Raw genomic sequence first — 10,927 nt, 5'->3', positions numbered from 1 at the left:
ATCACGGCGAGGGAACTTCCGGGGGGGGGCAGGTCACAATGTCGGCGAGGGCATCCGCCGGCATTTCCGGGAGAACCGGCTGAACGGCACCCATCGGCCGAAGACCCTGCTCTCGGGTCTGGTGTTCTGCGGCTGCTGCGGCGGGCCTTACGCCATTCGCGGCTCCGGCCGCTTCGCCTGCTCGACCTAAAGCACCAAGGGCACCTGCACCAACAACCGCACGATCCCGCGCGAGGTGCTGGAGGACCGGGTTCTGGCCGGGCTGAAAGACCGGCTGATGACGCCGGAGGCGGCCGAGGCAGCAGTGCGCAGCTATGCCGAGGAGCTGAACCGGCTCAACCGCGAGCATCGCGCCAACACCGCCGGATGGGAGAACGAACTCGGCAGGATCGAGAAGCAGATCGCCCAGATCGTCGAGGCAATCGCCGACGGCATGTATCATCCGTCGATGAAGGAGAAGATGAGTGGGCTGGAAGCCCGCAAGCAGGAACTGGCCGCCCTGCTCGCCGAGGCGCCGCGCGACGTGCCCGACATGCTGCCGAATGCGGCCACGCTCTATGCCAGAAAGATCGCCCGGCTGATCGAGGCCCTGAACCAGCCCGAGGAGCGGCAGGAGGCTGCTGCACCGATGCGGGTGCTGATCGAGAAGATCGTCCTCACCCCCGGCCCGAGCCGCGGCGAGGTTTACGCCCGCCTGCACGGCGATCTGGCGACCATTCTGGAATGGGTGGCGCGTCAGGAGGGAAAGACCGGCACAAAAAACAAAACTCCCGGCGGGATCCGCTCGGGGGTGTTGGTTTCAGTGGTTGCGGGGGCGCGATTCCAGAAATACTTGCCTTTGCATCAAGGTGGCTGGCAGCCGGCAGGATCCTTGGCCGCATGAGCATTACGGTTCGAAAATTCCATCTTCCAAGATCGCATCCGAAACACCCCGACGACCGACTACGCCGTATAGCGGGCATCGGCACTATCTCCTGGATCGACTCCCCTGCAGCGGTCGAATGGTGGACGCGAGACCGGTCAGCCCAGACAACCTGCAATTGGCGCTGCTGATCGACGGCCTGCACCCACTGACCATCAGGGACACACAAAAGATCCGCCTGCGTCTGCGCGCCGTATACGAAGGCGCTACCCGGGCATGGCTGACTGAATCGTCAGCCATGGACATTCCCTGGCACCATCACCGCACGGCTCTTGGCTGAGGTCAGGGCGCAGGCGATCCTGATCGAGAAGCTGCGGCATCAGGCTCACCGGTTCCGCTATTATGGAGAGCTTAGCCTGCGACCGCAGCGGTCACAATGATCTCGACCAGAATATCGGATGCGCCCATCTCGCATTGCGCTGTCGCCCGCGTGGGGGCCGCATCCGGCGCGGTCCAAGCATTCCAGACCTCATTCATCGCCGCGAAATCCCGGTCCAGGTCCTTGATCCAGATCTGTGCGGTCAGCACCCTGCTTTTGTCGGTTCCGGCCTTCGCAAGATAAGCCTCGATCTTTTCCAGCGTCTGTCTGGTCTGCCCGGCAATGTCGAGGCTGCGGTCATCGGCGGTCATGCCGCCGACGAAAACCATGCCGTTGTAGACGACGGCCCTGCTGCGGCGCGGATCGGTTTCGATGCGGTTGATATGGCTCATGTTTTTAACCTTTCTTGGGGATCAGAGCATCAGGAAAAACTGCCGAGATGAATCGGCTTGATGGGGGGGCGGATACGATAATAGCCGACCTCCTCCGGCGCAGCCTTGCGGGCGGCGGCGATCACTTCGGTCACGGTCAGTCCGCACAGGCGCCCCTGACAGGGGCCCATGCCGCAGCGGCCAAAGCTTTTGGCCTGGTTCGGCCCCAGACAGCCCAGATCGACATAGCTGCGCAGATCCCCGGCCGTGACCTCTTCGCAGCGGCAGACGATAACATCGTCGGCAGGGATGCGGTGTTCGTCCAGTGGCCGGTAAAGCCTGTCCAGAAACGGGCGGAGAGAGACATACCGCGCAAGTTGCCGCTCAAGCCCGGCCCTGCGTCCGGGCGGCACCTGGCCACCGGAGCGTTCATGCATTGCGAGTGCTGCAAGCCGTCCCTGCACCCCCGAGGCAATTGCGCCCACGATCCCCCGGCTATCTCCCGCGACATAGACAGCGGTCTGGCCAAGGCGGCCCACCTCGTCCGTCACGGGTGTCCAGCACAACTGTCCGGCATCCCAACCATGGCGGGCGCGCAGCGACCAACTCAGTTGCGTGTTCGGCACCACGCCCTGATGCAGCAGGACCAGTCCGGCGGCAATTTCGCGGGATTTCCCCTTGTGCTGGAAGCGGATGCCCTCGGCCATGTCCCGGCCCAGGATCTCAAGGCTTTTCGCGCCGGAATAGACGGGCACACGCGCAAGCCGCACCTGCGATACGAGGCCAAGCCCCTTGATCAGGTCCTTTCGCCCCCGCACCGCGCCCTGAATTTTACCAAGGGCCGCGACATAGGCCGAAAATGGCGTCGTGTCGACCAATCCTGCAAGCTGCACCCCCGCACGCAGATATTGCCAGGCCAGCAGGTAAAGAAGCGGCCCGCATCCGGCCAGCACCACGGGACCAGAAGGTCGTGCATCCGCGCCCTTGAGCATGATCTGCGCCGCCCCGGCCCCCATCACGCCGGGCAAGGTCCAGCCCGGAATCGGGAAAGGACGCTCCATCGCGCCGGTCGCAATCAGCACGTTGGTGGCCGAGATCGTCCGCGATCCGCCATTGGCCACATAATCGACCACCCCGTCCCCGGACAGGTTCCAGACGGTCGCGCCGGGACGGTAATCCGCGCCGCTGCGCCGGAACTCATCTGCCAGCGCGCTGCCCGCAGCGTAATCCTTGCCGAGGATCATCTGAAGCGCCTCGGGCGTATCCTCGATGCGCCGATAGATCTGCCCGCCGATCGCACCCTGCTCGTCCAGCACGCAGACCGACATGCCGAGCGCGCGGGCCTCGGCGGCGGCGGCCATCCCGGCGGGACCGGAGCCGATAACGATCAGGTCGGTTGTCTCAGTGTTCATTCCTGCCTCCCGAAGCCAGCGCCTTCAGGGACGGCGCCCCCGGCTGGCGCCTGATGATCATCCCGCTGCGGACGGGGGTCATGCAGCCTTGCCGCGCAGGGATCCCGTCGATCTCGACCAGACATTCGAAGCAGATGCCCATCATGCAATAGGGCGCGCGCGGCGCTCCCCCGACGATGCTGGTGCGGAATGCGCCCCGGCCATTGCTCAGCAGCGCGGCGGCCACGCTGATCCCTTCGGGCACCTGAAAGGTCTCGCCCTCGAACTCGATTCTGACCATCTTCCGGCCGGCGCTTGCGGGAATTGCGAAAAGCGTCTCAGTGGTCACTTGCATACCTCGTGTTCTTGCCAAGGAAGCGCGCGCCGCGAAACCGGGAGACACCGGCGGGAGCATCCGTCAGCCCGCCCATCCACGGGCCGAGAATATTGGCGTGAATGGCGGCAAGGGTGACGCCGCTATGGCAGACCACCGCGAAGGCGCCCGGGCAGGTCTCGGATTCCTGATAGATCGGATAACCATCCGGGGTCAGCGGGCGCAGCGCACCCCAGGCCCGAACAAGCCGCGCATGGGCCAGATGCGGAAACGTGTCCACGGCCCGCCGGGCCAGCCATTCGATCTTATCGACCGTCGTGCCGTCGTCCAGCCCCACATCCTCGGTCGTCGAGCCGATCTGAACGGTCCCTTCCGCGGTCTGGCGCGCCTTGTTCGTCGGATAATCCATGAACGGCTTCAGACGTTCGGTGATCAGCACCTGTCCCCGCGTCGTCACGACCGGCGCGTGGATGCCGATCTGCCCGGCCAGATCTGAAACCCCAAGCCCGGCGGCGATGACGATCCGGTCGCTGATCCAGCTTTGCCCGTCGCGGCTTCGCGCGGTAAAGCGCCCCGCCGCCGCATCATGTTCGATCGCGGTGATATCGACGCCCGTAATGATGTCTGCGCCACATTTCTTCAGCCCCGAATGCAGGGCGCGCAGCAGAAACAAGGGGTTTGCCATGCCGTCATGCGCGCCCCAACTGCCGCCCGCCACCTTCGGGCCGATATCGGGCAGGTATTGCCGGATCTCGGCGGGCTCCATCATGCTAAACGGGATGCCGCCTGCCTCACGGTCGATCTTCGCAAGCAGATCCGCGCGTTTCTGCACTTCCTCATCGCTGAAACCCAGCCAGAACCCGCCTTGCTGAACCAGCCCGCTATCGACCCCGGTCAGATCCAGCAATTCCTGATGGAGGCCACCCCAAAGGCCAACCGCCTCCCGCGTCCAGCGGGCATATTCCGGCATTCCCCCGCCCTTGCTGGAAAGCCAGACCAGACCGAAATTCCCCCGCGAAGCGCGGAACGCGGTATCGCCCTGGTCCAGCACCCTGACGGACAATCCGCGACGGGCCGCCCCGTAGGCGATAGCGGCCCCGACCAGCCCTCCGCCAACAACCGTCACTTGATTTGAACTCATTTTCTCCAGCCTTTCGGTGCCAATGTCATCGGGCAAGCCTTTCCCGCCCGCCGCAATGCGGCGGCAGTCCCATCACCCTGATTGAAGCGATCTACTTCTTGCCGATCAGCACCCTGTCGATCCCGACAAGCCGATCCAGAATGAACATCATGACCATCGTGCCGACGATCATGATGGCCGAAACCGAGGTGGTCACCGGGTCCGTCAGCATCGAGACGCGATGATACAGCGCCACCGGAAGCGTGGTCATACCGGGAGTCGCGATGAAGACAGTCATCGTGACCTCATCAAAGCTCTGGATGAACGACAGCACCCATCCACCCGCGACACCGGGCAGGATCAGCGGCAGCAGGATGCGCCGGAAGGCGACCCACCGCGACGCCCCCAAGGATCGCGCCGCCAGTTCGGCATCACGGCTAAGCCCAATGATCGCCCCCAGGGTCAACCGCAACGAGAAGGGAACGACGATCAAGGCATGGACCAGCAACAGCGCCATGAACGACCCGCTCCATCCCATCAGGGAAAAGAAGCGCAGGAAAGCCACCCCCAGAACGACATGCGGTATCATCAGGGGTGACAACAGCAGCGCCATCAGCGCATCGCGTCCGGCAAAGCGGTATCGCGCGATGGCGATGGCCGCCGGAACCGCCACCAGCGAGGCGACGGTCGCCGCACCAAGCCCGATCCAGATCGAGATCCAGAGCGCGTTCATCAATTCCGGCGCATCGAGGATCGCCCGATACCAGCGCAGGGACGCGCCATCGAAAGGCATCGAAATATAACCCTTATCGGAAAACGACACGAGGATGATGACCGCCAGCGGTGCGATGATGAAGATCATGAACAGCGTATGGAAGATGAGGGAAACGATGCCGTTGGAACCAAGACCTTTGTCTTTCATGAGAACACCTGCTTGAATTTGCGCTCAATGATGCGGTTACTGCCCATGACCACGCAGGCGATGCCGATCAGCAGCAGGATCGCGATGGCTGCACCGAGCGGCCAGTTCATCGTGCTGAGAAATTCGTCATAGATCGATGTCGTCACGACCTTCACACGGCGCCCACCGATCAGGGCAGGGGTTGCGAAGGCAGAGGCCGACAGGGTGAAGACAATAATCGAACCGGACAGAACCCCCGGCAGAAGCTGCGGCAGGATCACCCGCCGGAAAGTGGTGAAGGATCCCGCACCAAGCGAACGGGCGGCGTCCGCGACCTGCCCGTCCAGCTTTTGCAGCGTGCTCCAGACGGCAATGACCATGAAGGGCAGCATCACATGGGTCAGCGCGATCACCACGCCGGTCATGGAGTACATCAGCTGCAAGGGTGTCTGGATCAGCCCCAGCTCGACAAGCGCCCGGTTGATCAGCCCCTCGCGCCCCAGCAGGATGGACCAGCCAAGCGTACGGACCACGACCGATATCAGCAGAGGTCCTAGGATCATCACGAAGAAGATCCCCTGATAGCGTGGCTGCATCCTTGAAAGAATGATCGTTTCCGGCACGCCCACAAGGATGCACAGCAGCGTCACGCCGCCCGACATCAGGGCCGTCCGCAGGAACAGCTCGTAATAGTACCGATCAGTGAGTATCTCGATGTAATTGTCGGCGGTGAATTCGTCCTGCGTTCCTGCCATCGAATCGAAGACATTGAAGGACAGAATCGCGGTCAGTGCCAGCGGCACCACCAGAAGTCCCAGAAACAGGGCGATCGATGGAAAGGATAGCAGCCAGGGCTGGCTGCCAGTCCTAGCGGATGTGTCAGACATGAGCGATTTCCTCGGATGCGGATTGCATGTCGGCCTCGTTCCATTTGATTCCGACCTGATCCCCCTCTTCGGGCTGACCGCCCCTTGTGTTCACCCTGATCACACGCAGCCGACCCAGATCGCTGTCAATCTCGTAGGTCCAGGTATTGCCAAGGAAAAGCCGCGTGGCGACACGGCCCGTGATGATCCCTGTCTCCGGCGATGTCAGCATAAGCCGCTCTGGCCGGATAAAGAACCGCACGTCACCCGCCAGCCCGGCATTCCGCTGCGGAATGTTGATCGTGCTCGACCCGACGCGCACTTGCGTGAAACTGTCGTCATGGCCCAGCACCTTGCCGGTGATCGTGTTCGACTGGCCAAGGAAATTGAAGGCGAATTCGGTTGCCGGGATGTCATAAACCTCTTGCGGGGTGCCAAGCTCGGCAATGGTGCCGTTCGCCATCACGGCGATCCTGTCGCTCATGGTCATCGCCTCGACCTGATCGTGGGTGACGAGGATCGTGGTAATGCCCAATCGCCTCTGCAGGCCGCGCAGCTCGACATGCATCTCGCCTCGCAGTTTTGCGTCCAGATTGGACATTGGCTCGTCCAGCAGCAGGACGCGCGGACGAATGGCCAGAACACGCGCGATCGCGACGCGCTGGCGTTGTCCTCCGGACAGTTCACTTGGATAGCGGTCGTCCAGCCCGGCAAGCCGGACCATCGACAGCGCCTCGGCGACCCGTTCTTTGATCTCGCTTTGCGGAAGCCTGCGCATCTCAAGGCCGAAGCGCACGTTCTGCGTGACGGTCATATGTGGAAACAGTGCATAGCTTTGAAAGACGACGCCCATGTCCCGCTTATCAGGCTCCAGATAGGTGACGTCCCTGCCGTCCAGCAGAACCTGCCCGGCTGTGGGAGCAACGAATCCCGCAACCATCTGAAGTGTCGTGGTCTTGCCGCAGCCAGAAGACCCCAGCAGCGAGACGAACTCACCGCTTTGAACCTCAAGATCGATGCTCTTGACGGCCCGTACATTCGGCGCATAGGTCTTCGCGAGGCCCCGTAGGGTGAGTGTGCTCATATCTCTGCCTGGCTTGGGTTGTTGTCTGGCTGCCGCGGGCGAAACCGCGCAGGGCCCGCCCCTTATTCAACGGTGCGGGCCCATTCCTTGGTCCATTCCGCCCGGTTTGCGTTGATGACATCCCAGTCTAGGCTAATCATCTTCGACAACTTCTCCTCCCCGTAAGGAACGTCCTCGGCGATATCGGCGTCCAGTATGGTTTTGCGATTGGTGGGTCCGAAACCCTCCGTCGCCAGCTTCTGCTGCACTGCGGGCGAGACGAGATAAACCAGCAATTGTTGAGCCAGTTCGGCCTGCGGGCCGCCCGTGACGGCGCAAGCCGAGGCTATGATGGCGGGCGCACCCTCGTCGGGATAAACGAATTCCACGGGAAAACCGGTATTCCTCAGGGCGACTGTGCGATTGCTGCCCCAGACGCCCAGGTCGATATCGCCATTCTGGAACATCTGCGCCATCTCGGCATTCGACGACGACCAGGTGACCACTTTCGGTGCCAGTCTCTCGCGGATCGCATCCATCCCCGGCTGGATATTCTCTTCGCTGCCGCCATTCATGCGGGCGAACATCAGAAGTGAATTCAGACCAAATGTGCCGCTGATCGGGTTGGATGTCACCCGCTTGTCGAACCTGTCATCCGTAAGATCGTTCCACGAGGTCGGGGCGTCCCAACCCTGGCCGTCGAATTTTTCCTTGTTATAGGCGATTCCGGTCGCAACCAGACCGATGCCCACCGCCTTGCCCTCGAAGGCTTCCGGCTTTGCCATATCATAGAGATCGGCATAGGCGTCGGCATCGCTGACGATGTCGCACAATCCGAACTGCACCGCCATCTGCATCGGCCCGTCATCCACCAGCGCGACGCTGATTTCCTGATTGTTCCTCTGCGCCTGCAGCTTCGCAATCGTCTGGCTGGAGTTCCCCGGCACAAAGACGATATTAACGTCATGCTCCGCCTCGAAGCCGGGCGCGATCTCGTTTTCGAACATCGTCTGGAAATCTCCAGAATAGCCCGCGAAATACAAGGTCTCTTGTGCGGCAAGCGGCGAGGCAGCCACAGATGCCGCCAGCATGGCGAGAACGCTGATCCGTTTCATGACATCTCCCTGTCGTTTTTCTTGTTTGCCGTCCGGAAGCCACGTCCCGCAGCTTCATGCGACAGCTGGAACGCTAAGGGTTCCGCCCCCCTTGGGGCAAATCGAAAGTTGGGGAGGGATCATGCATAAATGATATGGCTTCTGCGCAAAGACGCGCTCATTGCCCGAAATATCGGCACAGCACAGGCCATGCTCGCAGCCCTTGATCGGAAAACGCATATCAGTTAAGAATTCATGCACTGGAGACAGGACTGTCTCGATTCCTGTTCTGGCAAGCTGTCCGATAGCCTGCCTGCCGACGCCTTGAGGATGAGATGGCCCATTGTCCTGCTTGTCGTCGGGCGCCCTCTCTTGCCATATTGCGGAACATGGGAAACCGATGACGGATCATTCGCGGAGGATTGTCAACGGCGGCGTAAAAACCTGCCACGGGGCGGCGCAAAAGCCGGCCACCCTTGCGCGCGGCTGAGACCGCCGTGAGGGCGTAGCCCGAGCGGGGGTCTCAGCCGCGCGCTGCGATTTTCGAGGGGAGGATCAGCCGGCCTTTCTGGCGCGACTGTTGGCGAGGCGGTAGCTTTCGCCGTTCATCTCGAGGATGGTGACGTGGTGGGTCAGCCGGTCGAGCAGCGCGCCGGTCAGACGCTCGGAGCCGAAAGTTTCGGTCCATTCATCGAAGGGCAGATTGCTGGTAATCAGGANGTCTTCGACAGCGGCACGAAGCCGAGTTCATCGATGATGAGCAGCTTGTATCCTGCCATCTGCTTCTGGAAGCGCAGCAGGCGGCGGTCGTCGCGGGCCTCCATCATCTCGCTGACCAGGGCCGCGGCGGTGGTGAAGCCGACGGACAGGCCTTTCTGGCAAGCAGCCAGACCAAGGCCGAGGGCGACATGGGTCTTTCCGGTGCCGGACGGGCCAAGGGAAATGACATTCTCGCGCCGCTCGATCCATTCGCACCGGGCCAGTTCCAGCACCTGCATCTTGTTGAGCTTCGGGATGGCCGTGAAGTCGAAGCTGTCCAGGCTTTTGACGGCCGGGAACCTGGCGGCCTTGATGCGCCGCTCGACCATCCGCCTTTCCCGGTCGATCAGTTCCAGCTCGACCAGCCGAGTGAGATACCGGACATGATCCACGCCTTCCGCCGCACATTGCCTGGCCAGCTTCTGATGCTCGCGCAAGAATGTCGGCAGCTTGAGAGCCTTGAGGTGATGGGCAAGCAGGATTTCCGGGGCATCGTTCATGCCGCGCCCTCCGCACCGCCAGACAGCAACCGCATGTAGGAGCGGGCCTCGGTCTTCTCGACCCTGGCCCTGGGCAGGTAGGGATAGCAGTCCAGATCCAGCCGGGGAGGTCGGCGCTCCACCCGGCACAACAGCAGATGCTTCACCGCATCGAAGCCGATCGCCCCCATCTGCAGCGCCTGCCTCACGGCAGCCCGCAGATCGGCCAGATCGAAGGTTTCCAGAAGCCGCAGGACCTGGACATATTCGCGCCGGCCGTGCCGGTTCATCCGTGCCTCCATCAGCCGGCGCAAGGTGGCGAACTCCTCGGGCAGGTCCCAGCCCTGCAATGGTGCCGCCTGATCCAACGCATTGATTTTCTGCTCGATCAGCGGAAGATAATGGAGCGGGTCGAAGACGAGTTCATCGCGTTCCCAGCACCGGGGGTGGCGGGCGATCACCTCGCTCCGGCAGCCGATCACCACCTCATGGACATAGGCCCGGATCCAGACATCCTGATGGCCGTAAGCGACCGGCACCGAGTAGTCATTGGTCTTGTAGCGCACGAGCGATTGCGACGACACGCGGCCGGTCGCCTGATCGCAGGCATCGAAGGGCGCCGCCGGGAGCGGGCGCATCGCGGCGAGATCGCGCTGCAGCCTTTCGCCGATCGTCTCGCTTTCGCCGCGCAGGACATCGTGCTGACGCCGCTCGCATTGCTCCTCCAGCCAGAGGTTGAACGCGTCCCAGGTCGCGAACTCCGGCATCGGCACCATGAAGTTGCGCCGCGAATAGCCCACCAAACCCTCGACATTACCCTTGTCGTTTCCCTTGCCCGGGCGGCCATAGCGATCCCGGATCAGGTAATGCGACAGCAAGCCGCTGAACAGGGCGGCTCGCTTGCGCGTCCCGTCCGGCAGGATCTTCGCCACCAGGCACCGATCATTGTCATAGACGATCGACTGAGGGACTGCCCCAAAAAAGGCAAAGGCATGGATGTGGCCGTCAACCCAGGCCTCGGCCACCGCCGCAGGGTAGGCCCGCACATAGCACGCATCGCTGTGCGGCAGGTCCAGCACGAAGAAGTGGGCCTTCTGCTCGACACCGCCAATCCGGACCTGCGCCTCGCCGAAGTCGGCCTGCGCGTGCCCCGGGGGATGCGCCAGCGGCACGAACACCTCCTGGCCCCGCCGCCCACGTTCCCGGATATAATCCTTGATGATCGTGTAGCCGCCGGTGAAGCCGCATTCCTCGCGCAGACGGTCGAAAACACGCTTGGCTGTATGCCGCTGCTTGCGCGGCATGGTC

Annotated in this window: 11 protein-coding genes and 2 pseudogenes; 3 read left to right on the top strand and 10 right to left on the bottom strand. The window is 62.5% G+C overall.

Annotation, left to right across the window (positions count from 1 at the left end):
* The 3 genes and pseudogenes from FE811_RS27995 to FE811_RS23390 form a co-directional block, all read left to right on the top strand.
* Positions 1–190: pseudogene (locus FE811_RS27995) on the top strand (zinc ribbon domain-containing protein); the annotation flags it as partial.
* A 45-nt stretch (positions 191–235) separates the two neighbouring features.
* Complete coding sequence (locus FE811_RS23395; RefSeq protein WP_219848931.1) at positions 236–883, top strand: hypothetical protein; 648 nt, start codon at positions 236–238, stop codon at positions 881–883.
* Positions 884–1,001: 118 nt separating this feature from the next.
* A complete protein-coding gene (locus tag FE811_RS23390; RefSeq protein WP_140848976.1) occupies positions 1,002–1,202 on the top strand; it encodes a hypothetical protein in 201 nt (66 codons plus the stop codon).
* A gap of 71 nt (positions 1,203–1,273) precedes the next feature.
* On the opposite strand, the gene FE811_RS23385 is transcribed toward FE811_RS23390, so the two are convergent.
* From FE811_RS23385 to istA, 10 genes and pseudogenes are all read right to left on the bottom strand, one after another.
* Positions 1,274–1,633, bottom strand: a complete 360-nt coding sequence (locus FE811_RS23385; protein WP_140848974.1) for a RidA family protein — start codon at positions 1,631–1,633, stop codon at positions 1,274–1,276.
* A 29-nt stretch (positions 1,634–1,662) separates the two neighbouring features.
* Positions 1,663–3,024 (bottom strand): NAD(P)/FAD-dependent oxidoreductase, encoded by a 1,362-nt coding sequence (locus FE811_RS23380; RefSeq protein ID WP_140848972.1) that lies wholly within the window; start codon positions 3,022–3,024, stop codon positions 1,663–1,665.
* Positions 3,014–3,304 carry a (2Fe-2S)-binding protein gene (locus FE811_RS23375; protein ID WP_255469831.1) on the bottom strand — a complete coding sequence of 97 codons (291 nt, stop codon included), beginning with the start codon at positions 3,302–3,304 and terminating at the stop codon, positions 3,014–3,016. The genes FE811_RS23380 and FE811_RS23375 overlap by 11 nt, the downstream gene beginning before the upstream one ends.
* A gap of 37 nt (positions 3,305–3,341) precedes the next feature.
* Positions 3,342–4,514 carry an FAD-binding oxidoreductase gene (locus tag FE811_RS23370; RefSeq protein WP_219848930.1) on the bottom strand — a complete coding sequence of 391 codons (1,173 nt, stop codon included), beginning with the start codon at positions 4,512–4,514 and terminating at the stop codon, positions 3,342–3,344.
* 55 nt (positions 4,515–4,569) lie between these two features.
* A complete protein-coding gene (locus FE811_RS23365; RefSeq protein WP_140848968.1) occupies positions 4,570–5,379 on the bottom strand; it encodes an ABC transporter permease in 810 nt (269 codons plus the stop codon).
* Positions 5,376–6,245, bottom strand: a complete 870-nt coding sequence (locus tag FE811_RS23360; RefSeq protein WP_140848966.1) for an ABC transporter permease — start codon at positions 6,243–6,245, stop codon at positions 5,376–5,378. The genes FE811_RS23365 and FE811_RS23360 overlap by 4 nt, the downstream gene beginning before the upstream one ends.
* A complete protein-coding gene (locus tag FE811_RS23355) occupies positions 6,238–7,308 on the bottom strand; it encodes an ABC transporter ATP-binding protein (protein WP_140848964.1) in 1,071 nt (356 codons plus the stop codon). Before FE811_RS23355 ends, FE811_RS23360 begins: the two co-directional genes overlap by 8 nt.
* A 62-nt stretch (positions 7,309–7,370) precedes the next feature.
* Positions 7,371–8,402 carry an ABC transporter substrate-binding protein gene (locus FE811_RS23350; RefSeq protein WP_140848962.1) on the bottom strand — a complete coding sequence of 344 codons (1,032 nt, stop codon included), beginning with the start codon at positions 8,400–8,402 and terminating at the stop codon, positions 7,371–7,373.
* 534 nt (positions 8,403–8,936) lie between these two features.
* Positions 8,937–9,640: pseudogene (locus FE811_RS23345) on the bottom strand (ATP-binding protein).
* Positions 9,637–10,927 (bottom strand): IS21 family transposase (istA, locus tag FE811_RS23340; RefSeq protein WP_140848960.1); only part of this gene is annotated, 1,291 nt, incomplete at its 5' end. The pseudogene FE811_RS23345 and the gene istA, both read right to left, overlap by 4 nt.

The organism is Paracoccus sp. FO-3 (assembly GCF_006386455.1).
GTDB classification, from domain to species: Bacteria; Pseudomonadota; Alphaproteobacteria; order Rhodobacterales; family Rhodobacteraceae; genus Paracoccus; species Paracoccus versutus.
The sequence above is the reverse complement of the archived record's forward strand: the minus strand, read 5'-3'. Positions and strand labels throughout refer to the sequence as shown.

What these genes read in the sequence shown, in the direction of transcription:
- FE811_RS23390 (WP_140848976.1), top strand. Translation starts at nt 1,002, where the DNA reads ATGGTGGACGCGAGACCGGTCAGCCCAGACAACCTGCAATTGGCGCTG.
- FE811_RS23385 (WP_140848974.1), bottom strand. Translation starts at nt 1,633, where the DNA reads ATGAGCCATATCAACCGCATCGAAACCGATCCGCGCCGCAGCAGGGCC.
- FE811_RS23380 (WP_140848972.1), bottom strand. Translation starts at nt 3,024, where the DNA reads ATGAACACTGAGACAACCGACCTGATCGTTATCGGCTCCGGTCCCGCC.
- FE811_RS23375 (WP_255469831.1), bottom strand. Translation starts at nt 3,304, where the DNA reads ATGGTCAGAATCGAGTTCGAGGGCGAGACCTTTCAGGTGCCCGAAGGG.
- FE811_RS23365 (WP_140848968.1), bottom strand. Translation starts at nt 5,379, where the DNA reads ATGAAAGACAAAGGTCTTGGTTCCAACGGCATCGTTTCCCTCATCTTC.
- FE811_RS23360 (WP_140848966.1), bottom strand. Translation starts at nt 6,245, where the DNA reads ATGTCTGACACATCCGCTAGGACTGGCAGCCAGCCCTGGCTGCTATCC.
- FE811_RS23355 (WP_140848964.1), bottom strand. Translation starts at nt 7,308, where the DNA reads ATGAGCACACTCACCCTACGGGGCCTCGCGAAGACCTATGCGCCGAAT.
- FE811_RS23350 (WP_140848962.1), bottom strand. Translation starts at nt 8,402, where the DNA reads ATGAAACGGATCAGCGTTCTCGCCATGCTGGCGGCATCTGTGGCTGCC.